Origin of the sequence: Dyadobacter endophyticus (genome assembly GCF_014641595.1) — a bacterium.
GTDB lineage: Bacteria > Bacteroidota > Bacteroidia > Cytophagales > Spirosomataceae > Dyadobacter > Dyadobacter endophyticus.
On record NZ_BMIA01000001.1, the window covers coordinates 2,720,521 to 2,747,352 of the forward strand.

Genomic DNA, 26,832 nt, shown 5'->3' on the forward strand with positions numbered 1-26,832 from the left:
GTGGGGAAGCAAGCCCGGTCGGAAACCCGGGTTTTCATTTCCGGGAACAATTCCCGCAGCTGATTATATTGGAAGAAATACCTTCGGGATACGCAGCGGCGTGCACTCCGAAGGCCACTCTGCTAGAAGGCGGCGAGGGCGCTAAGCCGGGCGATTGAATGTTTTTTGTTACTCCGTCTTGATCGATTGAACCGGGTTGGCCACGGCGGCTTTGACACTTTGGAAACCAATGGTAAGCAACGCCGTGATCACGGCCAATAGCCCCGCCAGCAAGAAAACCCACCATTGAATTTCCACTTTATAGGCAAAATCATTCAGCCAATGATCCATTACAAGCCAGGCAATGGGCGACGCGATTACGATGGCGATGAGGATCAATTTCATGAAGTCCCTGGACAGCAATGTTGTAATATTCAAAACCGTCGCACCCAGCACCTTCCGGATTCCAATTTCCTTGGTACGCTGTTCGGTGGTAAATGATGTTAACCCCAGCAGTCCCAGGCATGATATTACAATTGCCACGCCTGCAAAAAAGTTGAACAGCCGACCCGTTTGCTCCTCCGTGCGGTAGAGCGCATCGTAATTGGCATCCAGAAATGCATATTCGAACGGATAGGCCGGCATGTATCGCTTCCATAACTGTTCGGTTTTTTTAATGGCGACTGGCGCAAGTTCTGCCGTTGTGTGTACATGCACACGGAAATTTCGGCCCGGATGGCTGAATATAACCAACGGGAAGATAGGCATCCTGACCGAGGTTATATTGAAATCTTTCACCACACCAATGATGATCCCTTCTGTGGCATCCAGCTTAAACCGCTTGCCGATCGGGTCCTTAATTCCAGTTTGCTTCACGGCAGTTTCATTCAAAATCACAGAGGTCGAATCTACTTTGGTACCCCTGAAATTCCGCCCTGCGAGCAGTTTTAGTTTAAAATTCGGGATAAAATCCCGATCCACATTCAGCTGTGCCATAATAAGCGCCCTATCCTTAGCCTTTCCATCCCAATCCGTTGATAAAGTCCCTGTCAAGACATTAACCGGCGTATCTGTTGAAGTACTTACGCCCAGAACGCTCGACTCACCGCTGAGCGCTTGCTTGATCTGTGGCGTAAAAGTCCGTCCGTCGAATGTAAAAGTGTGTTTTCGGTCGAAACCCGGGTCTCGATCTCTGATAAAACGCATTTGACTCCCGATAACAAAGGTGCCTACAATGAGCATGGTTGCCAGCGCGAACTGCGCCACTACCAGCGATTTGCGCAGCAAAGCACCACTCACCTGGCTGGAACGTCCTTTTAATGCCTGAACGGGATTAAAACCCGAAATCAAAAACGCAGGGTAAACGCCTGCCAGAACGAAACAGAATGTGAGCGCGCCGAGCAGAATTTGCCAGGTATGCGGATCGAAAAGGGAAAAGCGGCCCGACTTGCCCGTAATGCTCGCATAAAAAGGTAGAATTCCTTGTAGGAGCATGATTGACAAAAACAAGGAAAGGCTTAGTGTCAGCAAGGATTCCACCAGCAATTGCATAGCCAGCTGCCGCGAGCCGGCGCCTGCGACTTTGCGAATGCCGATTTCCCTGGCCCGCCTCGTGGCCCGAGCTGTGGTCAGGTTTACATAATTAATGCAGCCAATACTGAGCAAAAGCAGCGCAACCGCTCCCATTATCCCCACCTGCTTATCGGCCGAATCGTTGCCTTCGACAGCATAAAGATGGATTTCAGAAAGCGGCTGTAATTGGAAGTTTGACGGATTAGTCGCGTCGTCGCGCGTTTTGGCTTGTATCGAGGTTAATTTTTTTGCAACTGCCGACGGATCTGCGTTCGCTGCCAGCTTCACATAGGTTCCAAACCCGTAATCATCCCAATTCTCGTCCACCGGGCGTCCTCCTTTTCCCGGATCAAGGGTTTTCAGAATGGCCAGATTCACATACATATCATTTTTGAACGATGAATTATCAGGCGCATTTTCCAAAACTGCGCTTACCGTGAAGGTGGCATTGCTTTCAACATTGGTGAAGGTTTTTCCAATGGCATCGGCCGTTCCGAAGAACTTACGAGCCAGTTTCTCTGACAATACTACGGCATTAGGGGTAGGAAAAAGTACATTTTTGTTGCCATAAAGCACTTTGAAGCCGTTGAAGATGTCGACAAAATTGACGTCCGTATAAGCCAGGTTATCCTTTTCCGTAAATGTTTTGTTGTTGGCGCGGAAAGTCGCCGACGGATAATCACCCATGCGCACCGCGCTTTCTACTTCCGGCACTTCCCGGAGCGCCGCCACTGCGATGGGGCCGGGTGTAGAGGTAGAAGTATATTCGTCCTCGCCTTTACCAAAATGAACATTGACCTGATAGATCCGTTCTGTATCGGTGTGAAAGCTGTCATAACTCAGCTCATCCTGAACCCACCGGAACAAAAGCAGGCTGACAGCCAACACCACCGCCAGACCGCCGATGTTCAATGCAGAATACCAGCCGCCTGCGCGCAAATTGCGAAGGGCTATTTTGAAGTAATTTCGGATCATAGTGAAGGAAGTGAGGTATTTATGTGAATACTAAATCCATACTCGTTGTGTTGCAATATCCAGACTGCAAACTGGATTTATGTAAGCTATATAAAGTCAATTCCGGTAGTTTTCATTCGACTCTCCCAGAAGTAGTTATAAACATTCGATGGTTATGTCAAAAGATTTTGAAGTCGAGAAATATTGGTTTGAAGACGATGGGCTGATACCTAACAGTAGCTTGCCTGTCCTTGTTTACCGGCAAGTTTGCACGGTAGAAGATAAGTCGGACTGGTTTGAATCTACTTTTATTAAAAACGGGTGGACCAATAACTGGCGCGACATCATTCTTCCCTATGATCACTTCCATAGCACAACACACGAAGTGCTGGGTATGGGCAAAGGTAGTGTTACGCTGCAAGTCGGAGGACGTTTGGGGAAGCGCTTGCTCCTGAACGCAGGTGATGTCGTCATACTTCCAGCCGGTGTTGGCCATTGCGCGTTGACAACTTCGCACGATTACGAAGTAGTCGGCGGCTATCCGGAAGGCAGAGCGTGGGACCTCCTGAAAGGTGATGAAGAAGGGAGAGACAGGGCATTGGACCGCATCAGGAGTGTGCCAATTCCCTTCACAGATCCAGTCAATGGTGAGTATGGTAGTTTAACAAGTTACTGGTAGCGTTCCGGGTTGAGCAAGAGCAATTTCCTGATCGCTACCACCATGTCATTTTGAAATCCGGCAGTGCTGGCACAATCCCGAATCTTCATTTATAATTTTTTATTCTTTTTACAGAACTGTTAAAAAATGGGTTTTAGTCTTCACTATACATTTGTGATATAAATTATACTACTATCCATACTCAAAGACAGTTAACAATGAAAAAGCACACCGTTAAATCATTAAGCCTGGGCGTTCTCGCAGTCGTGGCATTATTCACTACTTCCTGCAAAGAAGACCTTATTCCGGCAGAGGAATTATCAGCACAAACAGAAGGAGATAACCGCAACGCCAAGCTGGGAATCCCGACCAAATTTGACGCCAACGGATTTGCAACCAGAATAGAAAATCTCCTGGAAGGCGAGGTTGGTTTTGGCTATGCTATTTACAATAACGGAGAGGAATTTTACCGCGCCAATGGAGGCGATGGCTTTGCCAGAAAGCACTTCGAAGGAAACTTTCAGTTGCACGGTGCCATTGTAAAACAGGAGGTACTGAACACGACACAATACGTAACTGCCATTACGGTATTAAAAATTCTTAAAAAATACAATTTACCCATTACGACAAAAGTATGGAACTATCTTCCCAAAAACTGGGTGCCTAGTTCTAAATTTAAAGAGCTGGATTTTGAGCGATTTTTAGCACACAAAACAGGCCTTATTTATTATCCGAATCATTGGGATAAAGTTAAACTGACTGTGGAAGGACCGGTCAATGAAAGCATCTTTAATTCAAAAACAAAGCAGGATAACAATATCAACTATTTGTTGCTAGGGATCATACTTCCTTATGTAGAAGCAACTGAACTAAAAAAACAGGGCAATGCTGCTAAATGGAATGAATTGAATGCGACACCCGAAAACTTCGCATTATACGGCGAGCATTATCGCAACATTGTACGCACCAATGTGTTTGTTCCGGCAGGGCTTGAAAATGCGACTGTAATCGATTGGCAAGCCTGGGGACAAAATGCCTGGGGACAAATGGGGCCCATCAGTGCGGGGCTGTCTACGCAGGGCTACCCGTCCAGAAATGGTGATGAGCCAGGAATCGACAAGCCCATCGTTCGTTGGGACTGTGGCGCTACCGGCTTATATCTGAGCGCTTCTCAATTCGGAAAACTCTCCTCAAAAGTTGCTAAAAATGAATTACTCACCCTTACTGAGCTAAACCTGATGAAATCCAAACTGCTTGGTTTCGATGGTAAACTTACCGGCACGAAAGGCAACTATTTTTATAAAAGCGGAGTCGGCTATAATTGCGAAACGATCTTGATCGACTTTGGCCCCGTGCAGGTAGCAGTGTTTGCCAATTCGCCTCAGAGCGACATTTCAGATCCGACGGTTATCGCGCAGATGTACGAAAATTCGTTTATGCCGCTTTAAATTGCATTTCAAATAACGCAAATAAGAGGCCATTAAAAAGCTGCCGCAACTCATTTGCGGCAGCTTTTTAATGGCCTCGCTATGAGCAAAATTTTTATCGTGATGGAGCTACTCCTCACTTAAAGCTATACAAATAGGGAGCCATATGTGCCTTTCCTGAAAAGTGCTTCTCATGACGTGTCAATACCTCCGCCGCGAGCATTTTACGCTGAAAAGTTGTTCTTCGAAGCTTGGTTCCTAAAATGGCTTCGTACACATTTTGAAGTTCATTCATGGTGAATTTTTTGGGAAGCAGGTTCCCTCCCACCAGTTTTCTGTCCAAATTATCCCGTAAAGTTTGAATGGCTTTCTCAACGATATTCCGGTGATCCAAAATAAGTTCAGGAAGTTCATTGACCGGATACCACTCACAGGAATCCGAAAGTGCATCGGGCCTTGGTGTTACCTCTTCATAATTGATCAACGCATAATACGCCACGGAAATAAATCGGTCCAGCATCCATTGGTACCCATCACCAGGCAGGATACCGTTGGCTTCCAGCAAAGTGCGCATAACTTCTGGATCAAAACGGCTAAAATCTCCAAATGTATAGAATTGTTCGAGGTATATGTCCGTCAGGCCCGTCCGTTCATTCAAACCACGAAGCACAGCGTCGTTCAGATTTTCCTGCAATTGTACAAACCCGCCCGGTAATGCAAACAGGCCGGTGTTATGATATTCCATGATCAGGATTTTCAAGTCACCTTCTGAAAATCCAAAGATCACTGAATCGTAAGCAATATGGGGTAAATAGGCCGTTTTGGGCATTCTGAAAATTTTCATCAAAAATAGTTAGCACTTCTGATAATTACCAATTACTATTGTCACAAACTGAGACAATAAGAATGAAAACATTCCTTTTCCTGGCGGCACTACTGTTGTGCCTCGTTGACAGCACCAACCTGTTTGCACAGGGTAACAATGGATTTGCGGTGCAAACAAAAGTAGAAACCGGCACGATCGAGGGCCTGTTTGACACTAAAACCGGCCTGCAATACTATCTGGGCATCCCTTTCGCCAAACCGCCGGTTGGGGACCTCCGGTGGAAAGCACCGCAAGCGCCGAGCAACTGGACAGGCGTAAAACAAACGAAAGCATTCGGCCCGCGCGCCATACAAGCACCCGTATTCGGCGACATGGGTTTCCGTTCGAACGGTATCAGCGAAGATTGCTTGTATCTGAACGTATGGACCCCCGCTAAACGCAACACAGCCGGGCTTCCCGTTTTGGTTTATTTCTATGGTGGCGGATTCGTTGCCGGCGATGGCTCCGAACCCCGTTATGACGGAGCAGCTATGGCCAGGAAAGGAATTGTGGTTGTTACGGTTAATTATCGCCTGGGATTGTTCGGATTCCTGGCGCATCCGGAGTTGAGTAAAGAAGCCGCCTACAAGGCATCCGGCAACTATGGCTTGCTGGATCAGGCATTTGCATTGAAATGGGTGAACAAAAACATTGCGGCATTTGGCGGCGATCCTAAGAAGGTGACCATTGCGGGTGAGTCCGCCGGGTCAATTTCTGTAAGTGCGCAAATGGCCTCCCCATTATCGAGGAACCTGATAGCCGGTGCAATCGGTGAGAGTGGCTCCGGAATTGGCGCATTATCGGCAGTGCCGTTGGCCGAAGCCGAAAAGGTAGGCGCCGAGTTTGCCAAAAATGCCGGTTACACATCCCTGGCCCAGCTCAGGGCAGCCAGCACCCGCGAACTGTACGAAGCATATACCGAATCCAAACGTTTCGGTTTTCCTTCCGTAATAGATGGATACTTTCTTCCAAAGACTATGCTGGAAATTTTTAATACCAGGGAACAAGCGCAAGTCCCTCTGCTCCTGGGCTGGAATTCGGCCGAGATTCCGGGAACAGCTTTCACGCAAGGACCTATCAATGACGAGAATTTGGTTAAAAAGGTAAAAGAGGCTTATCCGGATGACTGGGAAGAGGTATTGAAAGTGTATCCGCACGGCAATGCGAAAGAAGTAGAATGGGCCGCGACCAACCTGGCTTCCGACCGGTTCATCGCTTACAGCACCTGGAAGTGGTTTGATGTGCATCGCAAAAACAGCAATCAGGCCGTCTACCGTTACCTTTATAGCAAACTTCGCCCACCTTTGGTCGACAAAAACCTGACACCAGGCCTTGCCGGCGGTGTACAGCAGGCTGCCAATAAGATGCCCGAACCCATTGGAGCCCCGCATGCCTGTGAGATTGAATATTGCATGGGAAACCTGGATCTGGTGAAAGACTACGCCTGGACGCCGGATGACTACAAAGTATCAGAAACCATGCTGAATTACTTTGCAAATTTTATTATCAAAGGAAATCCAAACGGCGATAAACTTCCCGAATGGCAGGCAGCGCAGCCAAGCGACGCTACACCACCGGTGATGATTTTGGACAAAGAATCGAAAGCAGTAAAATACAATGATGCCCGGTACTTGTTTCTGGACCGTAAGAGTGGGAATAAGTAGGAATAGGACACCTCACAAGACAGAAAGGGCCAAAAGTTGACTTTTTTCGTCTCTTTCAATGCTATAATCGTAGCTTTGCCGCTTCAACCAGTGCAAAGATGATTACAATTGAAAATTTGGCCGTTGAATTTAGCGGTTCTGTCCTTTTTAGCGAAGTTTCCTTCGTGATTAACCCTACTGATAAAATTGCCCTGATGGGTAAAAATGGCGCCGGGAAGTCCACCATGATGAAAATTATTGCTGGTGAACAAAAACCCACGCGTGGCCACGTACGTGCACCTAAGGATGCCGTCATCGCCTACCTGCCGCAACATTTACTGACCGAAGATAACTGTACCGTTTTCGAAGAAGCGGCAAAAGCATTCAAGCAGGTCTTTGAAATGCGTGCCGAAATGGAAAAACTGAATCTTGCGCTCGAAACCCGCACAGATTACGAGAGCGATGAATATATGGCAATCATCGAGCAGGTTACCGAACTGGGTGAAAAATACTACCAGCTGGAAGAGGTAAATTATGACGCGGAGGTTGAAAAGGCCTTAAAAGGGTTAGGATTCAGGCCGGAAGATTTTCAACGGCAAACCAAGGAGTTCAGCGGAGGGTGGCGCATGCGTATCGAGCTTGCGAAAATATTATTGCAAAAGCCAGACCTGATTTTGCTGGATGAGCCCACGAACCACATTGACATCGAGTCCGTGATGTGGTTGGAAGATTTTTTGGTGAATAAGGCAAATGCAGTAATGGTTATTTCCCACGACCGTGCTTTCATCGACAACATTACCAACCGTACCGTTGAAGTGACCATGGGGCGGATTTTTGACTATAAAGCAAACTATTCACATTACCTGGTGCTGCGTGAGGAGCGCAGGTCACATCAGATTAAGGCGTATCAGGAACAGCAGAAAATGATTGCTGATAATCTGCAGTTCATTGAACGCTTTCGCGGGACATACTCCAAGACCAATCAGGTTTCCTCCCGCGAACGCATGTTGGAGAAACTGGAAATTATTGAAATTGACGAAATTGATAATTCCGCCCTGAAACTTCGGTTTCCACCTTCGCCGCGGTCAGGGGACTATCCGGTTACCGTGAAAGATGTGTCAAAGTCGTACGGGGACCAGGTTGTGTTCAAAAACGCAAGCATGTCCATTTCAAGAGGTGAAAAGGTATCATTTGTGGGGCGAAATGGGGAAGGTAAGTCTACAATGATTAAGGCAATCATGGGCCAGATCGATGTGGATGGCACCTGCCAGCTTGGACACAATGTTAAGGTCGGCTATTTTGCGCAAAACCAGGCATCCCTGCTGGACCCTAATCTGACTATTTTTCAGACGGTGGACGAGGTCGCAGAAGGAGATGTGAGAACCCAAATCAAGAATATTTTGGGGGCCTTTATGTTTCAAGGGGATGATATCGACAAGAAAGTCAGTGTTTTGTCCGGCGGAGAAAAAACGCGGCTTGCAATGGTAAAGTTGCTTCTGGAACCTGTAAACCTGTTAATTCTCGATGAACCTACGAACCACCTGGACTTAAAGTCGAAGGATGTTTTGAAAGAAGCACTCAGAAACTTTGATGGTACGTTGGTGCTGGTATCTCACGATCGTGATTTCTTGCAAGGCTTATCCCAAAAGGTCTTTGAGTTCAAAGACAAACGTGTGATCGAGCATTTTGAAACGATTGATGCATTTTTGGAACGCAATCGGATCAAAAGCATAGCAGATCTCCAACTTGCCAGGTAGTCACGAGCAATACCGCACATGCTTCCTGTGCGCGACTGGCCGCTGATGAAGGGCTCTTAGAATGGAAGCTCGTCGGTGCTGTTTGGGAACCAAAGTGTGCAGGCGTTGTTACTGTAATGAACGATACAAAACAGCTATGGCACGACCCAAAAAATTCGATGACGCTGCCGGATTGCAAAAGGCCCTGAACGTATTTTGGAAAAAAGGGTATGCAGGTACCTCGATTTCAGATCTCACGGCCAGCATGGAGATCAATGCACCAAGCCTGTATGCCACCTATGGGGATAAGCATACGCTGTTTGTCTCGGCTCTGCAAGCCTATATGCAATCCCAGCATGCGTGGATGCGGCAGTCGGTGGGTGAAAACAAGCCCGTCAGGGAAATCATCCGGCTTCTTTTGACATCGCTGGTAGATGACACCCTGGCGGACCCGGAACGCCGCGGATGTTTTATGGTCAACACGATTACCGAAATGGCCAACCAGGATGCCCAGGTGTTTACAATCGCTTCCGACAATGAGCACCGCGTCCGCTCGATCCTGGCCGACCTGATTCGCAATGGCCAGCAGACAGGTGAGATTTCTCCCGATAAAGATGCCGACATACTGGCCAGTTTTCTGTTTATCAGCTTCATGGGCATTCGTGTGATAGCCGCTACCAATAATAATAAGAAACACTTGCACAGTGCATTAGACGTCATTCTCTCAGCTATCTAAATTTCTTTTGTGTTTTATAGTGATCACTACAAAAAATTTAAGTAGTTTTGTATCGATCATTACAAAACAATCAAACGAAGAAGATCATGTCAAGATTAGCTCATAAAACAGCAGTAGTTACAGGCGGTAACAGCGGAATAGGTTTGGCTACGGTGCAAGCCTTTGTTCAGGAAGGTGCAGAAGTTATTTTTACCGGGCGGAATGCCGATGCGAACCAGCAGGTAGAGCAAGCGCTCGGAGAACGTGTTCACGGCATTGTGTCCGATGCCGGAAAATGGGAGCATATTCAGGCGATCAAAGCGCAGGTAGAAGCGATTGCGCCCAAAGTCGATGTTCTGTTTATCAATGCAGGAATTGCCCAGTTTGCACCGGTTGATCAGGTGAGTGAAGGCTTTTTTGATAAGATATTGGATGTGAACTTTAAAGGTGCCTTTTTCACGATCCAGGCCCTCCTACCATTGGTTAGCGACGGAGGATCGATCATCCTGAATACTTCGATCAACGCGCATGTCGGTATGCCCGGAGCCAGTATTTATGCTGCATCGAAGGCTGCACTGCTATCGCTGGCCAAAAACCTTTCGGCCGAGCTCGTTTCCAGAAAGATCCGCGTGAATGCCATCAGCCCTGGCCCAATTGCCACGCCACTCCATACACCCGACAAATTCGGGATATCCGAAGCTGAATTCAAACAAATCGGCGAGAGCATTGCGGCGCAAATTCCGGCAGGACGCTTTGGTGCTCCCGAAGAGATCGCCAGTGCCGCCGTGTACTTTGCTTCCGATGAATCCCGGTTCTTACTTGGAACTGAGTTAATTATCGATGGAGGAATGGCCACTTTATAAATGCAAATTAGTTTTTTAGAAACTGAAATTCCGCTTGATCCTCAACCTGCTCGTTTTGAGCCCAGGGTGGTCGGCGGAATATTCAGCATAATGACCGCGCCGCCTTCGCCCCTGATCCTGAATTACATTTGCTACTCCTCCGATAAGTCCCTTGTAAAATCAATGATTTTTCGCGAACTACTGCCTAAATCAATCATCGTGAAAACAATGCAGACCCAGAATGCGTATGACAGGCTTAAATCAGTACTTGAAACCCTTGTTCCCCTTTCGGACGAGGAGTGGGGCTCGCTGAGAGCTGCCTTTACGGAACGGACTGTAGATAGCAAAACGATCATTACCCGGGAAGGAGAAATTGAGAAGGAAGTATATTTTATCTGTTCCGGTTTGGTGCGGCTTTATTACCAAACCAGAGACAATGAACAGATTACCGCCTTTATTTTTTGCGAAAATATGTTCGCCAGCTGCATGGAAAGCTTCATTAAACAGCACCCCAGCACGCAGAATCTTGAAACATTGGAAAGCTGTACGATCCTTGTGCTCAGCACGGACAATCTTAATGCACTTTACGAGCAGGTCCCTAAAACGCATGTGATCATGCGAAAAGTAATGGAGGCCCGGTTTATTGCTGCACAACAGCTTTTGTCGTCCTATATTTTGGCCGGGCCCAAGGAGCGTTACGAGCTGTTTTCGCTCCACTATCCACATTTGGTACAGCGTGTGCCGCAATATATTCTGGCCTCGTTTTTGGGAATAACGCCGGTTTCCCTCAGCCGCATCCGCAAGCGAATTGCCCGGTCGGGGTGATTTCTTATCTTTTGTTAAGGACTGGCCCTATTGACGGTGGATATCTTTGCAGCTCATCAAACACGAAATGTTATGACCAGAATCTGCAAAGTCACTTTGATTACCATGTTGGTATCCTGCCTTCAAAGCCAAGCACAGCGCCTTCCTTCGCCTGACCGGTTTGAGGTCGAAGCAGATCCGGTTGCATTCATATTTAACGGATACTCGTTCCATCTTGGTTATACCAGGGGGCATTTACGGTTCGATGCCGGTATTTTTGGCATCAAACAGCCTAGTTTCGCCGTGGAGAATAAACTTTTCTCGGTTTTTAGTTCCGGCGGCGGTATTAAAGTCGATTATCTGCTGCGCCGTAACCGTGGATTGTTCATTGGTCTGCAATCAGATTATGCAACCGACAAAGTTGGTTTGAAGTCGGATGGTGACACCCAGTCTGTAAGTGGCGTAACGCTTGGATTAAGAACGGGGTATCGGTTCATGTTTGGAAAGGAAGAACGTCAGTTTAAAGGTTTTTACCTGGTTCCATGGGTAGGCTTGATACATGCTCTAAACCCTTCGATCATTACAAGCAATGGACATGATTATACGCAATCACGATGGTCCGTTTTTCCAACGATCCATCTCGGGTACAGGTTTTAAGTGAAGGAAAGGAATTCGCACGGCACTCCGCTTGTTCTCCTGAACAATCCACCAATACAACAGCTGTGCTCGAGAATCCATTGATTTACCTTGATATTACTGTAAATGCGTCCGCCGAGCACGTCTGGGCTGTGCTGACCCAACCCGAATTGATCGGGAAATGGATGTTTGATACACCGGTCGAGATCGACACCGAATGGCATGAGGGCGGTAAGTTACGGGAACAGGGAGATCTGCACGGCCTGCCATTTGAAAACCGCGGTGAAATTATCCGATTCGATCCTCCCGCCGCGCTGCAATACACGCATTGGAGTACATTGTCGCTCATACCTGATGTGCCGCAGAATTACTCGCTCTTGCAGTTCCAATTACAAAATATCGACAGTCGCACCGTTTTAAAATTAACGATTAGCAACTTAGTGACGTTCGAGATTTTTAAACACCTGGAGTTTTACTGGAAAGTAGCACTTCATTTACTGAGAGAAGTGGCCGAGTCGTTACAGAAGGAGGATTCTGCAATTTAACCGGACCAGGATATGAAAGATTACTACGCCCTTTTTTTTCACTTTTAAGGCAGGTAAGTCCCGGCTTGTCGAGCATTGGGCTTATTATTACTAAATAATTAGTACAAAATCTAATCAATTAGTTTGTCTACTAGTTTTTTAGTAGTACGTTTGCGATAACATCATACTATTAATCTGGAATATGGAACCCCGTTCACTTACCCGGGCCGAAGCAGAAATCATGAAGATTCTCTGGCAGCTCGGCAAAGCATTCATTAAAGACATCCTGGCGCAAATGAATGACCCGAAGCCCGCATATACGACCGTTGCTACTTTCGTGCGCATACTGGAAAAAAAAGGTATCGTCGCCCACACCACCTACGGCAATACACACGAATACTACCCGCTGATCAGCGAGCAGGAATACAGAAAATATGAGGTCCAGCAGCTTGTAGAAAATTACTTTGACAATTCTGTAACCAACCTCGTCTCTTTCTTCATGAAAGACGATAATTTAAAAAAGAGTGACCTCGACGATTTAGCCGCGTTTATCGAAAAAAATAAAAGCAAGTAATAAACATCCTGAAAAATGGAAGCACTTCCCTATTTGCTGAAAGTCAACATCTGCTGGGCGGTATTCTATGGCTGCTACTGGCTGCTCTTCCGGAAGCACACCTTTTTTATGCTCAACCGGGGCTATTTACTTCTCTCTTTGGTCATCAGCTTTTTGATTCCGGTCATTGAATTACAGCAAACCGTTACAGTCGTCGAAAATGCGAGCGTTGTGGCAACGGCAAGCGGTCCGGTCGCAGCTGCGGAAGTGACGGCTGGTACAAATTCTACGGAATATTTACTGCTCGCCTGCTATTGTGCCGGAGTTGTTGTGATGCTGACTGGGCTGATCAGCGCTATCCGTCAGGTGTTTCGAATCGTACAGCGTGGGATTTGCATTCCCATGCAGGGCTATCGTCTGGTCATCAGTGAAAGCCAGCATACCCGGAGCGGGTCGTTTTCATTCCTCAAATGGATGATCATCTCCAATGAGGATTACGAGCAAAACTTTGAACCTATTTTCACGCACGAAATAGTGCATATCAGACAATGGCACTCGCTCGATATTCTGCTGATCGAAGTATTGAAAGTTGCATTCTGGTTCAATCCGGCCGTATGGCTTTACAAACGTGCATTACAGGATACACACGAGTTTCTAGCCGATGAGCAGGCCACCGACAGGGACTATTACGCCACATTCCTGCTTGCCTACGCGAAAAGTTCAATAGCGACTTCCATTACCAATCAGTTCTTCAACTCTTCGTTGCTTAAAAGACGGATTCACATGATATACAAGAACCGGACAGCGGCCTGGCTAAGGGGTAAGTACCTGCTGCTATTGCCTGTGCTCGCGTTGGCAGTCATTCTGATGGCCGCCAGAAAGTATGTCTATGAAGAAAGAAACATCCGGGCTGAAAATGCGCATACTTTTGATTTAGTAACGGTTAAGGGAATCGTAACTGACGAATCGGGTGTGTCGGTGTCCAATGCTGCGATCACTTTCTCGGGCAGCTATGAAAGTGCGGTAACTGGCCCAACAGGCCGCTTCGAGGCAACTAACATTCCCCGGGGCTCAACGATGACGGTGGAGCACGACGATTTTTTACGTTACACACAGAAAATTCGCAAGTCGAGCGATGAATACCCTATTCGGTTGAAGCGTAACACCATGCCACGTTTGACAAAGAAAGATAAGCGTGCAGCCAGACGAATGCTCGTAACTAACGAGCGAGCCCGCATGCTGCTGGACCGCTGGCCAGGACTTCCTGATAAAAGCAATTTCATCGCCACCACGCTAAAATATCCAAAGCAGGCCATTCTCGACGGGGTCGAAGGACAGGTGCTGGTGTCATTCCTAATCGATACGGAGGGGAATGTAAGCGATCCTAAAATCGAAAAAGGTGTAAGAAAAGACCTGGATCATGAAGCTATGCGTGTCGTCCGATTAATGCCTAGATGGCGACCTGCCGAAAAAAACTTCAAACGAGTGGCTGTTCGCTATACAATGAACATCGCTTTCAACATTGCAGTGGACACATTACCGCTTGCTGTGAAAGAGAAAACACCAGGTTTTTGGGGTAACAGGTCCGTCTACGCTCCGGCAAAAACCGGTCCGATTGGCGATCAGCTCGTCAAAGAGGTATTTGAGCAGGCTACGATTGATCTTCGCGACAGCACCCCGCCAACTACGGCCTTGCATCGATATGGGTATGGATATGGATATGTCCATCGCCCTCTCCCCGAAAAGTATGTTGATATGCGGATTAGACTACCAAAAAAATGACATATACACTGTTCTTCTCACAAAAAAACTAGTCGCTGAGATTGATAGCCGGGGCTAGCCTCTCGCTGTTCGATATCGAACACAGCGAGCGAAGGCGCACACTCATTTGCACTGTAATAATATTCAATCACTTACATTCCAAACACTTAACAACTGGCACGACTATCGCATAGGCGATTGGTATTCTATCGTTGCCAGTATTTACATTTAACCAGAACCTTCGCTATGACCTATTTGCGGATACTGCTTGCACTACTACTCATCTCGCCGATTACGCTGCCGGGGCAGCCCGTCCCAGAAAGTGCTATGTATTTAAATCAGAAGCCTCCCGGTTCGGTGGCGACTTTGTTTGCGCCGAATTTAATCTCTTCAAAAAATCAATACGAATATGGGTCGACGTTTTCCAAAGATGGCACCGAGTTCTATTATGCAGTAATTATTAATGATAAGCCTCAGATCCGGTGGAGCCGGTTTGTAAATAACGCCTGGGAAAAACCTCAAACGATCATTGGCAGCACCAACTATGAATACAATGATCCCTTCCTGTCTCCCGATAAGAAACGACTCTACTTTATATCCGACCAGGCAAAAGATGGAAAAGGCAAGAAGAAAGACTTCGATATCTGGTATTTGGAACGGCAAAAAGACGGCTGGTCCCAGACTCCGGTTAATGCTGGCCCGGCTATTAACACGAATAAAAATGAATATTATATGTCATTTACAAAAACAGGTAGCATGTACTTTTCCTCGAATGGAGGTACAAATCAGGCGGCCGATCAAAATTATGATATCCGCTTATCCCGCTTTTCGAAAGGTACATTTGAACCTTCCAATAAGCTTGCAAATACTGTAAACAGTGAGCATTACGAAGCCGACGTCTTTGTTTCCCCCGACGAGCAATATATTATCTTTTGCTCTGAACGTCCGGGCGGTTTGGGAAAAGGCGACCTGTATATCAGCTTTAAAGACAGCAGCGGGGAGTGGCAAAAGGCAAAGAACATGGGTAACGCAGTCAATACGGAAGGGTATGAATTTTGCCCGTTCGTTACAGGCGACGGAAAATATTTATTCTTTTCTCGCGACGGAGACATTTTCTGGATGTCTGCAACGATCATTGAATCGCTGAGAGAGTCTATACGCTGATTTCCCTAATTACCATTTGATAATGAGCACGACGGCTACCTCCCTTTCAACGGATAATCCTTCAAACGCACAAACGAATAACCCAACGCAAGTAAGGATGGCACAACCTTTTGCAAAGCCTCGTAAGAATTCCATTCCGGGTGGTTGAAATGCATAATGATCAGTGCACCCGGCCTGACATGTTTTAAGATACTGCTTTCGATGACATTGGCCGGTGTATTAGGAACGGCATCGCCGGAAAGAACATCGAAGCTGATCATGGTAACTCCAAGCTGCCTTGCGATTTTCGCGCATGCTTCGTCTGTAAAGGCAGTAGCTGACCGGAAGAAAACAGGCCGTCTGCCGGTAATAGCCGTGATTTTACGTTCATTTGCTTCAATTTCATCAAATGCGTCGGGAACGTCGGGGGTGCCCTTGATCCCATATTCCCTTTCGCCGTCCACCGAACAGGGCTTGTGATTCAGGCCGTGATTTTCAATTTCGAAAAGACTGTTTTTACTCAGGTTTAGAAATGTCGGATAGTTGGCGTCAATCCACCTGCCCGTCACAAACAAGGTGGCGGGTATTTTCATTTTTTCCAGGTAGCCGATCAGCTCCGCATCATATCCGCTGCCGTGTGGGCCTCCGCAGCCGTCAAAAGTCAGGGCAAGCAGCTTTTTGTTGGTCACAATGTCCTCGTCGACACCCTTTACAAACTCTCCCCAACTGCCGGGTGGGGTGTGCGCAAACTCGGCAGAAACCCTATTCTTGGCCGCCAGATAGGAGGTGTCCTGGTATTGCTTTTTGAGATAATATTCGTTTTCCAGACTAGGTGGAAGCGTTTGGGCCAAAAGCTTGCCCGCAAGGAGAAGGAAAAAAATTAAAGTCGGAAAGGTAGCCAAAGTCCTGTTCATCGTGTTTTCTGTTAACTTATCCAAGGTCGGATCGCCCCTATTCGGCGACTTTAAGTACCGTTTCCGCGAGTCCACGGTAATTTTCATCATAGTGATGCCCCCCGGGAATCAGGGCAGTCTTAATGCCCGCATCTGTCAGCTTGTTTTTGAAAACGACGTCCTCTTCCGAGCCGAAAACACAAATAGTGCTTATCGCTTTGGCTTTAAGGATTTCAGAAAGGACATTTTCGTCATTCTGGCCGGTTCCTATGCTAAGCATGTCGGCAAGATGGACTTCAAAATCAGTCGAGGAAGATGGAGAAAAAAGAACCATTCCTTCGAGATCCTTTCCAAGAGCGAGCCGATTCGCTACGAATGGAACGATAGAGGCCCCAAACGAAAACCCAACCAATACTACCCGTGTTTTTTGCAGATGGTTCCTGTAATAGTTAATAGCCTGAGCTATTTCCGAGCTGGCCGTCTCCGGACTTTTCTTGTTCCAAAAATACTTCTGGGCATCCATTCCAATGACAGGCATGCCCAGCGACGCAATTGCCTCTGAGACGGACTGGTCAAAACTGGTCCAGCCCCCATCTCCGGAAACAAAGAAAACAAGGGGCAGCTGCGTGTCCGGTCTGGAAGCAGGTACCATACACAATGGGAGTTCTCCAGGGAAAGGAACAAAGTTCTGATTACGAAGGGCCTGATTTTCTTCCGCTTTAAGCTGCGCAAAAGATGGCGCATCGCAAATTTTCTGGTAAGCTGTTTTAAATTGCGGTAGCCAGTTTGCATCGACGCCGAAACCGTGCCCCACCTTTTGCAGCGGCACAAGTTCCGCCCTTGCAACACTCGATAAAAATTCTTTTACCGGCTGATACAGGCAATTCAAGTCTTTAACGCCATTCAAAACAATGAATGGTGCTGTTAATCCGGCGGTCTTTTCCAGATAATACGACTTGCCTTCCTTTATCGTGCGGATACTGAGTGCTGTACCCTTACAAAGCGGGCGCGGAACATCAATATCCGGGCAAAAACCGAGTGCCAAAGCGCCTTTAAAAGTATTTGCCGGAGCCTGCGCCAGTATGCCATACACCAGGACGGCCCCATACGAGTAACCGACTAAAACGGGTTTAAAATAAGTAGGAAATTTGTATTTCTTTTGAATCATCAGACTCAGATTCTCAAAGTCCGAGGCCGGATAAAGGCAGCCTTGTTTTTGTGCGGCAAGCGATTTCTTGTAAGTGCGAGCATCTATTCCCAGCACAAGTGCCCCTTTTTCAGCAAGGGTTTTAGCCATATTGATTACACCAGAATCCCAACCTCCGTCTCCCGAAACAAACAGGGCCACGGAGCTGGGTTGTTTAGCCGGGTGATACAGGGTAATTTTCCCAAAAGGGCCATAAGAAAAAAACTCCGTCCCAACAGCCTTCACAGTAATGGATAACGTACAGAGCAGTAATATGGTCGTCAGCAATTTGTTCATTACTCTTCAAACATTTGTTATAAGAATTGAAAACTGAGGACTAGGGTTTAATGACGGACGTCAACGCAGCGGGAACCTTGAACAGATCGTAATCCTGATCATAAACCAGATATTTATTAGACCATACGGGAGAGAATTTATCCTTATAGTCGCGTAGCCCTTTATAATGTGAGAATGCTCTTATTTTCTCGTATGCAAATTTCATGGAACGTTCAGGAAAATTCCTGGGGTCGATAATCCCTGACAATGGGGCAAAGCCCAAATTCACCGATCGATATCCTTGATTTTTCAGATACAGAAACATTTCAACCGTGATAAAATCGATGATTCCATTGGGCGCCTCCCTGGTTTTCCGGATCAGATCAAATGTTGCCTCATCCTTCACATAATCTGGAATAATGTCAAGAAAAGCAACAACTTTCCCCTCTTCATCCTCCACCGTCATGATCGTATGCTGCCGAAGCTCCTCTTCCAGAAACATGCCCTGAGAGAAGACAATTTCGGACCGTCCCGTTTCTTCAAGCCATTCGTCGGAGACGGCCCTCAGCATTTTTAGCAGATCTGTTTCAATGGGGGCAGCGTAAACTTTCGTGTGAAAGCCTTTGTCTGTAACCTTCTTTAATGCATTACGGATTGACTTCTTGGAACCACCCTCCAATGAAAAACTCAGCAGGTCCACCACCGCTTCCTGTCCTAAAAGCAACCGCCCCTTTTTGGGAAACAGCGAAAGCGATTCCTCGGATACCCGATAGTAAATGCTTTTTAACCCTGTTTCGAAACAATGCCCGTCGAATGCGTCCACAATGTCCTTCTTCGATTTGTCGGGAGCAACCGGGCCTTCCAACACTACGGCAAAGCTTCCGGCAATCCGGTAGCTGAGAAACCCTTCTTTCTCAGGAATCCGAAAAAAAAGTTTGTCCGGATACGTTTTGAAGTAATCCAGCGAAGAATCGCCATATTTGACAAGCTGCTGGCGAGCCCATTCAAAATCATCCTGCGCCGATTGAGCTTGTGAGAAATGAGGACGGACAAGCGTGTAGACCAGGAAAGAAATGCATGCGGCTCCGCTGATATTGAGCGAGTATAAAAAATCGCGGGCAAAATTATCCTTTGCAACGAGCCCCTCGCTACGCAGCAAGAAGAAGTTTTGAAAAGTATACCGGACCGATTCCATCCAATTAAAATCCTGGTCAAAATGGTTAGGATCAAGATTATAAAACCCAATAAATCCATACAGAAGAACTGCCAAGCAACCTAAAAGCATCGTCTTCACACCAATCAACCCCAACCGGCGGCTATTGTGCATATAGTACTGTTTTCTTGATGCCACCAGGATTATCATCACCGCAGCAGCAAACAGCGCTTCTTCGTAATCAATTGCTTTAAGCAGATTTCCGACAACAGAAACAACGCAAAGAAACAACGCAAAGTACCATGCCGTCCTCAGCCCCTTAAGCATAAACGCCGCGGTGACCAGCAGAAACAGGCCAGTGATTAACACAAAATAGTTGGAAACGGCCATCGCACTTACCGGGATGAAATCTTCCAGCAAATGGAGCCGGCTGCCAATCGCCGGTGTCAACACCGATACGATATTGACTATACCCAGAATCAGTAGCAGCAAGGCGGGGAATACCCGCATGATGAGCTTATTAATTTTCAAAAGGAAGCTCAATGCTCCGGCCGCGAGCGGTATCCAAAACTCAAGAAGTCTGTAAAACAACGTAATAGAAAGTGCTGCCGCATCGCCGAATCCAAATCTGCCCAGCAGGTAAGCCATTGACAGCTCTATGGCGCCCAGGCCTCGCAGAAACGGAGAAAGTATCAGAAAAACGACGGCTACAATATAGCTTAGGGTGGCAGCGAGCAAATTAGGCTGCAAATGCAGTGCGCGCATTGCAATATAGATATGAGCTATACCCGTCAGCTCAATGATAACACTGTACAAAACGATTCGAAAAAACTGCCTCCTTTCGATCTTGTTACTCTTCAAATTATCCAGGTAGTATTCTATCGAGGGGAAATGGCTTATCAGCTTATTGAAAATATATCCCTGGGCAACAATCGACCTGTAAAGTATAAGAAGCACGAGCATCAGGACAACCACCGATATAAGCGCCACCAACTCTTTTCCCCCAATACTCCCCAGGGAAATTGCAATGACGAAAGCAGGAGCCGCGACGAGCACAACAGACAATATTCCTACAAACGCATAGATTACAGACGCAAAATGGACCTGTGCTTTACTGATTCCTTTTCTTTCGATAGCCGTGGTAAAGAAAGCCAGAGAAGACACCCCGCCTGCGGGAAGAAACACGCTGACAAAATTCCGTTTCAGGAAAAGCACTGTACTGTCTAAAAGTGATATATGCTCCCCCACGGCCGCGAACGATGCCACATACATCAAGCCTTGCAGAATGATGTAGATAATGGTCAAAACAATACCGAGAATCAGCCAATCCCAACTGGAAGCGGAAACAATAGCCCTCACCTGCATCAGCTCTATCTGCTGATGCCGAAAAAACCACAGCCCTAACCCCAGGAAAAAAATGGTGATAATAAACTGGCTTACCATTCGGGCATGTTCGCGCAGGTATGTAAGTCCATTCCGCTTGATAAGCCCTAGCGTATTGATCGTCAACTGGTAGGATTTAATGATTTTCCTCATTTCGTCAGATTTTTCACAAAGAACATGGGAATGTCTCCTTCAAAATACAGGAAAAATACTTAGTATTGTCGCCGACCATATCGTAATTTTCATCCGGCCGGGACAGGTCCATGAACTGACACCGGAACAAGGTTGGACGGGTTTTCTGATTCAGTTTAGGAAGGATTAACGCACCTTGATATACATTCTTACCCTGCGTGGATGGTATTTGCTGGGCTTAGCGTTGAACTTCAGACGATGCTTCCATAACAAAAAAGGCCTTGCGCCCCCAAATTCCAGGACGATAGTCAAAACCAAACCGATGGACAATTTCAGCAAGAACAGAATAACGGCCATTGATCTGCTTCGCGGTACGGTCATGATCATTATGGCGCTTGACCACGTCAGGGACTACCTGTTCACAGACTCCTTTTTGTACGATCCCTTAGACCTGGCGAGGACGAACGGCCCGGTATTTTTTACCCGTTGGATCACTCATTTCTGCGCGCCGATATTTATGCTGCTGGCCGGCACCTCGGCCTACCTGATCGGTCAGCGGAAGACCAAGCAAGAACTAAGCGTATTCCTCTTAAAAAGGGGTATTTGGTTAATTGTCCTTGAACTGACCGTGGTCAACCTCGGATGGAACTTTAACCTGGAATTTCCTATGTTCTTTTTCATCACCATCTGGGCGCTTGGCCTGAGCATGATTGTCCTTGCGGTCTTGGTTTATTTGCCGGTTAAAGTAATCCTGCCTGTATGCCTACTGATAATTGCCGGGCATAACCTGCTGGATAGCGTCCATCTGGACGGTAATTCATTTCCCTCCTTCCTTTGGTCATTGGTGCACGACCAACGTTTCTTCTCCTGGCACGAAAAGCTCTTCCTGGTCGGCTATCCCATTGTCCCGCTCCTGGCGGTGATGCCCCTGGGCTATTGTATGGGCGTCTGGTACACCACCGACTATGATGTTGCAAAAAGACAACGCCATCTAAAATGGACAGGGTTCAGCGCTTTGGGCACCTTCGTATTGATCCGCCTGCTCAACAGCTATGGCGATCCCGTACCCTGGACCGTGCAAAAAGATAACTTCTTTACCTTTTTATCATTCATCAACGTCAATAAATACCCTCCGTCTCTTTCGTACCTGCTGATCACGCTGGGCACCGCCTGCCTGTTCCTGTCATTTACGGAGCGGTTAAAAGGGCCCGGCGTAAAGATCATCTCGGTCTACGGCAGGGTACCCATGTTTTATTACCTGATCCATATCTATGTGATCCATGCAATCGCGATGCTCGCATCATCACTAACGCCCGGACAGGACTGGCGGCGATGGATACTGGAAAAACCGATCTGGTTCACCGAAAACCTGAAAGGCTACGGTTTTTCGCTGCCCGTAGCTTACCTGTTCTGGGTATGCGTTGTGATCGGCCTATACCCCTTGTGCAAACGTTACGATGCTTACAAACAAGCACATAAAGACAAATGGTGGCTGAGCTACTTATAATAAGCCCGTCTAAGGACCTTTTTAGGGAGCATTCGGGAAAAATTTGGCCAATTTCTCGTCTAAGGCATCCGGTTTCAGATCTATGGATAGTATGGTGCCGTCTGGCCCGATTAAAAAGTTCTTTGGAATAGCTTCCACACCGTACAAAGTCGATACTTCATTTGACCAACCTTTTAAATCTGAAAGTTGAGGCCATGCCAATTTATCTGCCTTTATCGCTTTTATCCATGCGTCCCTGTTTTTTAACTGATCAAGTGAAATCCCGACAATGGTGAAATTGCGATCTCTATATTTATCAAATACCTTGACCAGGCCCGGATGCTCAGCGCGACACGGACCGCACCAACTGGCCCAAAAATCAACGAACAAATATTTCCCCCGGAATTCACTCAAAGAAACCGGCTTTCCGGCAGTGTCTGCCTGAACGAAATGCGGAGCAACTGCGCCAATGCTGGTTCTCGAAAGCTTGGTGAGAGCATCCTTATAGTATATGCCGGAGGGGCTATTTTGAACAGATTTATCCAGGCTTTCAAACAGGCCGGTGAGTTCTTTAACGTCCGGCGTAAAGCCACCGACGGATTTGACGGCTCCAATACTGACAATGCTGGCAGGCATGGCCTGAATAAATTGCCTATAAACATTGGTCCTTTCTGTACGGACCGCTTCCAATTGTTTCTCCCACCTTTGTTCGAATTCCTTCTTGTCCGCATCATCAGATAATGCTTTTTTCGCTGCGTGATATGCCTGATATGTTTCGGAAAGCTTCTGGGTGACGGGCCGCAGCATTTCGGCGAGCTTACCAAAATCTTTATTGGCCTGACCTCCGGAGACTACCGCCTCACTCAATAAGCCAGTGCTCTCCACCAAAATAGTTCCTGGCTCAACATAGAATTCAATATTGCTGTAATCAGGCTTGGTATACATAATAGCTTTACCAGGAGCCTTAATGGTGCCGTCGATTACAAAATTCCCGTCGTGGAGAACCGCCGAATCTTTGACACCGACCAGGTTGGTCGGATCAGGATACCAAATGTGAACGGTCTCCTGTTTTTTTAACGGATCAATTTTCCCCCGGACGACGAATGAATGAACTTGACCGCATGCCGTGTGCTGCGCCAGCGCAAGAACAAGTACAGTTGCAACAAAGGATCGGCAGTAATAATTAAAATGTCTCATGGCTATGAACGGTTAATTCGCTTGTAACAAAGCTGTGACAGAATATCAATCAGATCGGCACCATTTTGATAATGCCTTTAATGTACTGATAAGTTATTAATCATACAATGGTTACAAACTATTAAGCATATCCAAATAGCTTCTGGTAAGGCGTTTAGCATGTTCGGATTCGGACGCAAGGCCGTTCGCTAACGGACAACACTGATTTCTAAAATGCCCCATTACCCTATCATTTACACTATTTCTTAAATGGCAAAGTATTTGTCAGACATTTACGAAACTAATAAACACTATGAAGGGGACCTACCTGGGTGAGTTTGAGGAAATCGTGCTGCTGGCCGTTGCCATACGAACCGGAGATTCGTACGGGGCGACGATTGTGAATGAAATTGAACAGCAGATGGGCCGGACGGTGAGCCTGGGGTCCGTGCACACTGCCTTGCATCGTCTTCAGGAAAAGGGTTTGGTCAAATCTGAATTCGGTGGCGTGACGGGTGAAAGAGGTGGGCGCAGCAAGCGGTTGTATGTGGTCACGGCGCTTGGCCGTCGTTCCCTGGAAGAAATCAGGCAGATCCGAAACCAAATGTGGGACACCATTCCAAAAATAGCGTGGTCATGAAAAAATCAAAACGCGGCTGTCCCACTCCTCCCGTTTGGGCTACATTGCTTCTGAGGATGTTCTGTGACGCATATCTGATCAATGAATTGGAGGACGATCTGAATCAGCTGTTCGAGGAACGGGTGAGGGCCGCTGGTGTGCGCAGGGCCAGGTGGCGTTACATTCAGGATGTGTTGAGTCTGATGCGTCCCGCTCTTCTCAGGTCGAAGTCAAATCACTACCCAAACCCCAGCCATACAGATATGTTACAAAACTACATCAAGGTCGCCTTTCGCAATCTGGTCAAAAACAGGACCTATTCGTTCATCAACATATTCGGGTTATCCATTGGAATGACGACGGCAATTTTAGTTGGCCTTTGGATATGGGACGAACTTTCCTACAACAAATATCACAAGCATTACGACCGCATTGCGCGCGTTATGCAGCATCAGACCTACAATGGCGTGACCAATACGACCGTTGCAACGCCATTGCCCATGCGAACGGCGCTGCAAAACGATCACGGCAGTGACTTCACCTACATCGTTTCGTCATCCTGGACGAGGGACTACGTACTGGCATTTGGTGAAAAGAAAATTTCCCGAAAAGGTAATTGTGTCGAGCCGGATTTCCCCATGATGATGTCGCTCAAAATGCTCCGGGGCACGGCGGCGGACTTTTCTAATACCACATCTGCATTGCTCTCTGAATCCGTTGCAAAAGCCTTGTTCGGCAGCGGGGATCCATTGAATAAAATCATCAGAGTCGACAACAAGAAGCATTTCAAAGTAGCCGGCGTGTACGAGGACCTGCCCCATTCAACTGAATTCCGGGACGCATCCATTTTGCTTCCATGGAAGTTTTTCCTGGAAGAAGAACCTTGGGTTAAACGATCCGAGACCAATTGGGGCAACAACTCATTCTTATTATTAGCGCAAATTGCCGCCGACAAAAGTTTTGAACAGATAAACGCTAAAATCAAGAATATCAAGGCCCGGCACGCGAAAGAAGAAGCGCGATTCGATCCCCAGGCCTTTCTTCATCCCATGAGCAGCTGGCATTTATATTCAGAGTGGGAAAATGGCCGGCCTGTGCGCGGCCGGATCCAGTATGTGTGGCTGTTTGGATTGATCGGTGCTTTTGTGATGTTGCTGGCTTGTATCAACTTCATGAACCTCGCCACAGCCCGTTCACAGAAGCGCGCCAAAGAAGTCGGTGTCCGCAAAGTCGTTGGGTCGGTACGGAGTCAATTGGTCACCCAGTTTTTCAGTGAGTCGATTTTGATGGCTTCGATGGCCGCTATTATCGCCCTATTTCTCGTGCAGATATCCTTACCCTTATTTAATCAGATCGCCGACAAGCAAATACTTTTCCCCTGGCATAGTTTAAAAAGCTGGCTGCTGGGTGTAGGCTTTACCTTCCTTATCGGATTGCTGGCCGGCAGTTATCCGGCACTTTACTTATCGGGCTTCCGGCCGGTTAAGGTGCTTAAAGGCACTTTTCGGGCTGGCCGCTTTGCAGCTTTGCCACGCCAGGCATTGGTGGTGGTTCAATTTACGGTGTCTATCACTCTGGTGATCGGCACGGTGATCGTGCTTCGCCAGATCCGGCACGCCAAAGATCGCCCGGTCGGTTTCGACCGGGCCGGATTGTTGTCTATCGCTATCAACACCGCTGACCTCCAAGATCACTCGCGCGCCCTTTTGCAGGAATTAGAGTATACCGGCGTAGCAATAAATGCAGGCAAATCTTCCAGCCCGACCTCTGAGGTTTGGAGCAGTGACGCGAGTTTTAGCTGGCCCGGCAAAGACCCTAATCAACCAGGCGACCTGGGAACGGTAGGCGTCACGCACGGCTATGGGAAAACGGTTGGCTGGCAGTTAAAGCAAGGCCGTGATTTTTCAACTAATTTTTCCACTGACAATCTTGGCATGGTTATTAATGAAAGCGCCGCTAAATTCATGGGTTTGAAAAATGCCATTGGCACGAAAATCGATTGGAATAATGAGCAATACACTATAATCGGGATGATTAGCGATGTGATCACAGGGTCACCTTTTATGCCTATTCAACCCACCGTCTTTATGCTTAAGGAAGATTGGGCGGCATTTATCCACATCAGACTTAACCCATCTCTCGATGCTCGGCAGGCGTTGGCTAGACTGGAAGCAATTTTTAAAAAGTATAACCCCGGAAGTCCATTCGAATACAGTTTTGCCAGCCAGGAATACGACCTGAAATTTAGCACCGAAGAGCGCATCGGAACGCTTTCAACTATATTCTCCTCCTTAGCCATTTTCATCAGCTGCCTGGGCCTATTCGGATTAACATTATTTTTTGCGGAGCAGCGTCAAAAAGAAATAAGTATTCGTAAAGTGCTTGGGGCGTCCGTTGGAAGTTTATGGCAAATGCTTTCCAAAGACTTCCTGATGCTGGTCGTGATCGCCTGCGTCATAGCCATACCTGTTGCTTTCACCATCATGCGTGACTGGCTGGAACAGTACGCCTATCGTACGAACCTTTCGTGGTGGATTTTCGTCACCACCTTTCTGGGCGCGCTGCTTGTCACCATGCTTACGGTTAGTTTTCAAGCTTTGAGAGCTTCACTACTGAACCCCGTGAAGACTTTACGCGAGCAATAACTTATCGACAGGCCCACGCATCCAACCACTTTCCGGTACTCTGCAACCAGGTAGATTTTTTAATAAAGGTC

The 26,832-nt window shown here is 47.2% G+C and carries 21 protein-coding genes; 15 read left to right on the plus strand and 6 right to left on the minus strand.

Annotated features, from left to right (window positions below; genetic code table 11):
• Positions 1 to 168: 168 nt before the first annotated feature.
• Positions 169 to 2,526: an ABC transporter permease gene (locus IEY24_RS10900; protein ID WP_188931562.1), complete on the minus strand. Its 2,358-nt coding sequence runs from the start codon at positions 2,524 to 2,526 to the stop codon at positions 169 to 171.
• A 148-nt stretch (positions 2,527 to 2,674) separates the two neighbouring features.
• On the opposite strand from IEY24_RS10900, the gene IEY24_RS10905 reads away from it, so the two are divergent.
• Both IEY24_RS10905 and IEY24_RS10910 read left to right on the plus strand, forming a co-directional pair.
• Complete coding sequence (locus tag IEY24_RS10905; RefSeq protein WP_229221877.1) at positions 2,675 to 3,184, plus strand: cupin; 510 nt, start codon at positions 2,675 to 2,677, stop codon at positions 3,182 to 3,184.
• A 197-nt stretch (positions 3,185 to 3,381) separates the two neighbouring features.
• Entirely contained in the window at positions 3,382 to 4,611 is a 1,230-nt protein-coding gene (locus IEY24_RS10910; protein WP_188931564.1) for a hypothetical protein, read from the plus strand.
• A 115-nt stretch (positions 4,612 to 4,726) separates the two neighbouring features.
• On the opposite strand, the gene IEY24_RS10915 is transcribed toward IEY24_RS10910, so the two are convergent.
• The gene (locus IEY24_RS10915; RefSeq protein WP_188931566.1) at positions 4,727 to 5,434 is read right to left on the minus strand and encodes an NUDIX hydrolase; all 708 of its coding nucleotides are present in this window, start codon (positions 5,432 to 5,434) and stop codon (positions 4,727 to 4,729) included.
• A 62-nt stretch (positions 5,435 to 5,496) separates the two neighbouring features.
• On the opposite strand from IEY24_RS10915, the gene IEY24_RS10920 reads away from it, so the two are divergent.
• The 10 genes from IEY24_RS10920 (at position 5,497) to IEY24_RS10965 (ending at position 15,833) form a co-directional block, all read left to right on the plus strand.
• On the plus strand, positions 5,497 to 7,119 hold the full coding sequence (locus IEY24_RS10920; RefSeq protein WP_188931568.1) for a carboxylesterase/lipase family protein: 1,623 nt from the start codon (positions 5,497 to 5,499) through the stop codon (positions 7,117 to 7,119).
• Between the two features lie 98 nt (positions 7,120 to 7,217).
• Positions 7,218 to 8,855 carry an ABC-F family ATP-binding cassette domain-containing protein gene (locus IEY24_RS10925; protein ID WP_188931570.1) on the plus strand — a complete coding sequence of 546 codons (1,638 nt, stop codon included), beginning with the start codon at positions 7,218 to 7,220 and terminating at the stop codon, positions 8,853 to 8,855.
• A gap of 136 nt (positions 8,856 to 8,991) precedes the next feature.
• Complete coding sequence (locus IEY24_RS10930; RefSeq protein ID WP_188931572.1) at positions 8,992 to 9,570, plus strand: TetR/AcrR family transcriptional regulator; 579 nt, start codon at positions 8,992 to 8,994, stop codon at positions 9,568 to 9,570.
• 86 nt (positions 9,571 to 9,656) lie between these two features.
• On the plus strand, positions 9,657 to 10,412 hold the full coding sequence (locus IEY24_RS10935) for an SDR family oxidoreductase (RefSeq protein WP_188931574.1): 756 nt from the start codon (positions 9,657 to 9,659) through the stop codon (positions 10,410 to 10,412).
• 207 nt (positions 10,413 to 10,619) lie between these two features.
• On the plus strand, positions 10,620 to 11,216 hold the full coding sequence (locus IEY24_RS10940) for a Crp/Fnr family transcriptional regulator (RefSeq protein WP_229222134.1): 597 nt from the start codon (positions 10,620 to 10,622) through the stop codon (positions 11,214 to 11,216).
• A 72-nt stretch (positions 11,217 to 11,288) separates the two neighbouring features.
• Positions 11,289 to 11,852 carry a hypothetical protein gene (locus IEY24_RS10945; protein ID WP_188931578.1) on the plus strand — a complete coding sequence of 188 codons (564 nt, stop codon included), beginning with the start codon at positions 11,289 to 11,291 and terminating at the stop codon, positions 11,850 to 11,852.
• A gap of 65 nt (positions 11,853 to 11,917) precedes the next feature.
• Positions 11,918 to 12,376: an SRPBCC family protein gene (locus IEY24_RS10950; protein WP_188931580.1), complete on the plus strand. Its 459-nt coding sequence runs from the start codon at positions 11,918 to 11,920 to the stop codon at positions 12,374 to 12,376.
• Between the two features lie 181 nt (positions 12,377 to 12,557).
• Positions 12,558 to 12,929, plus strand: a complete 372-nt coding sequence (locus IEY24_RS10955; RefSeq protein WP_188931582.1) for a BlaI/MecI/CopY family transcriptional regulator — start codon at positions 12,558 to 12,560, stop codon at positions 12,927 to 12,929.
• Between the two features lie 15 nt (positions 12,930 to 12,944).
• Positions 12,945 to 14,690, plus strand: coding sequence for a M56 family metallopeptidase (locus tag IEY24_RS10960; protein ID WP_188931584.1), 1,746 nt, complete (start codon positions 12,945 to 12,947; stop codon positions 14,688 to 14,690).
• 225 nt (positions 14,691 to 14,915) lie between these two features.
• Positions 14,916 to 15,833 (plus strand): TolB family protein, encoded by a 918-nt coding sequence (locus IEY24_RS10965; RefSeq protein WP_188931586.1) that lies wholly within the window; start codon positions 14,916 to 14,918, stop codon positions 15,831 to 15,833.
• Positions 15,834 to 15,868: 35 nt separating this feature from the next.
• On the opposite strand, the gene IEY24_RS10970 is transcribed toward IEY24_RS10965, so the two are convergent.
• From IEY24_RS10970 to IEY24_RS10980, 3 genes are read right to left on the minus strand one after another with little or no spacing between them, the layout of a single operon-like run.
• Complete coding sequence (locus IEY24_RS10970; protein ID WP_188931592.1) at positions 15,869 to 16,726, minus strand: polysaccharide deacetylase family protein; 858 nt, start codon at positions 16,724 to 16,726, stop codon at positions 15,869 to 15,871.
• A gap of 37 nt (positions 16,727 to 16,763) precedes the next feature.
• On the minus strand, positions 16,764 to 18,188 hold the full coding sequence (locus tag IEY24_RS10975; RefSeq protein ID WP_188931594.1) for an AcvB/VirJ family lysyl-phosphatidylglycerol hydrolase: 1,425 nt from the start codon (positions 18,186 to 18,188) through the stop codon (positions 16,764 to 16,766).
• Positions 18,189 to 18,228: 40 nt separating this feature from the next.
• Positions 18,229 to 20,856, minus strand: coding sequence for a phosphatidylglycerol lysyltransferase domain-containing protein (locus tag IEY24_RS10980; RefSeq protein ID WP_188931596.1), 2,628 nt, complete (start codon positions 20,854 to 20,856; stop codon positions 18,229 to 18,231).
• Between the two features lie 301 nt (positions 20,857 to 21,157).
• Between IEY24_RS10980 and IEY24_RS10985 the strand changes: the two genes are divergently transcribed.
• Positions 21,158 to 22,342 carry an acetyltransferase domain-containing protein gene (locus IEY24_RS10985; protein ID WP_188931602.1) on the plus strand — a complete coding sequence of 395 codons (1,185 nt, stop codon included), beginning with the start codon at positions 21,158 to 21,160 and terminating at the stop codon, positions 22,340 to 22,342.
• A gap of 21 nt (positions 22,343 to 22,363) precedes the next feature.
• Here IEY24_RS10985 and IEY24_RS10990 read toward each other — a convergent pair whose 3' ends face one another.
• Complete coding sequence (locus tag IEY24_RS10990; RefSeq protein ID WP_188931604.1) at positions 22,364 to 23,518, minus strand: TlpA disulfide reductase family protein; 1,155 nt, start codon at positions 23,516 to 23,518, stop codon at positions 22,364 to 22,366.
• Positions 23,519 to 23,810: 292 nt separating this feature from the next.
• Between IEY24_RS10990 and IEY24_RS10995 the strand changes: the two genes are divergently transcribed.
• Together IEY24_RS10995 and IEY24_RS11000 are read left to right on the plus strand one after the other, a co-directional pair.
• Positions 23,811 to 24,137, plus strand: a complete 327-nt coding sequence (locus IEY24_RS10995) for a PadR family transcriptional regulator (RefSeq protein WP_188931606.1) — start codon at positions 23,811 to 23,813, stop codon at positions 24,135 to 24,137.
• The gene (locus IEY24_RS11000; RefSeq protein ID WP_229221894.1) at positions 24,134 to 26,761 is read left to right on the plus strand and encodes an ABC transporter permease; all 2,628 of its coding nucleotides are present in this window, start codon (positions 24,134 to 24,136) and stop codon (positions 26,759 to 26,761) included. Before IEY24_RS10995 ends, IEY24_RS11000 begins: the two co-directional genes overlap by 4 nt.
• The last annotated feature ends 71 nt before the right edge of the window (positions 26,762 to 26,832 follow it).

Bases quoted from the DNA above. Each gene is read 5' to 3' on its own strand.
- IEY24_RS10900 (WP_188931562.1), bottom strand. From the start codon at position 2,526: ATGATCCGAAATTACTTCAAAATAGCCCTTCGCAATTTGCGCGCAGGC.
- IEY24_RS10905 (WP_229221877.1), top strand. From the start codon at position 2,675: ATGGTTATGTCAAAAGATTTTGAAGTCGAGAAATATTGGTTTGAAGAC.
- IEY24_RS10910 (WP_188931564.1), top strand. From the start codon at position 3,382: ATGAAAAAGCACACCGTTAAATCATTAAGCCTGGGCGTTCTCGCAGTC.
- IEY24_RS10915 (WP_188931566.1), bottom strand. From the start codon at position 5,434: ATGAAAATTTTCAGAATGCCCAAAACGGCCTATTTACCCCATATTGCT.
- IEY24_RS10920 (WP_188931568.1), top strand. From the start codon at position 5,497: ATGAAAACATTCCTTTTCCTGGCGGCACTACTGTTGTGCCTCGTTGAC.
- IEY24_RS10925 (WP_188931570.1), top strand. From the start codon at position 7,218: ATGATTACAATTGAAAATTTGGCCGTTGAATTTAGCGGTTCTGTCCTT.
- IEY24_RS10930 (WP_188931572.1), top strand. From the start codon at position 8,992: ATGGCACGACCCAAAAAATTCGATGACGCTGCCGGATTGCAAAAGGCC.
- IEY24_RS10935 (WP_188931574.1), top strand. From the start codon at position 9,657: ATGTCAAGATTAGCTCATAAAACAGCAGTAGTTACAGGCGGTAACAGC.
- IEY24_RS10940 (WP_229222134.1), top strand. From the start codon at position 10,620: ATGCAGACCCAGAATGCGTATGACAGGCTTAAATCAGTACTTGAAACC.
- IEY24_RS10945 (WP_188931578.1), top strand. From the start codon at position 11,289: ATGACCAGAATCTGCAAAGTCACTTTGATTACCATGTTGGTATCCTGC.
- IEY24_RS10955 (WP_188931582.1), top strand. From the start codon at position 12,558: ATGGAACCCCGTTCACTTACCCGGGCCGAAGCAGAAATCATGAAGATT.
- IEY24_RS10960 (WP_188931584.1), top strand. From the start codon at position 12,945: ATGGAAGCACTTCCCTATTTGCTGAAAGTCAACATCTGCTGGGCGGTA.
- IEY24_RS10965 (WP_188931586.1), top strand. From the start codon at position 14,916: ATGACCTATTTGCGGATACTGCTTGCACTACTACTCATCTCGCCGATT.
- IEY24_RS10970 (WP_188931592.1), bottom strand. From the start codon at position 16,726: ATGAACAGGACTTTGGCTACCTTTCCGACTTTAATTTTTTTCCTTCTC.
- IEY24_RS10975 (WP_188931594.1), bottom strand. From the start codon at position 18,188: ATGAACAAATTGCTGACGACCATATTACTGCTCTGTACGTTATCCATT.
- IEY24_RS10980 (WP_188931596.1), bottom strand. From the start codon at position 20,856: ATGAGGAAAATCATTAAATCCTACCAGTTGACGATCAATACGCTAGGG.
- IEY24_RS10985 (WP_188931602.1), top strand. From the start codon at position 21,158: ATGGACAATTTCAGCAAGAACAGAATAACGGCCATTGATCTGCTTCGC.
- IEY24_RS10990 (WP_188931604.1), bottom strand. From the start codon at position 23,518: ATGAGACATTTTAATTATTACTGCCGATCCTTTGTTGCAACTGTACTT.
- IEY24_RS10995 (WP_188931606.1), top strand. From the start codon at position 23,811: ATGAAGGGGACCTACCTGGGTGAGTTTGAGGAAATCGTGCTGCTGGCC.
- IEY24_RS11000 (WP_229221894.1), top strand. From the start codon at position 24,134: ATGAAAAAATCAAAACGCGGCTGTCCCACTCCTCCCGTTTGGGCTACA.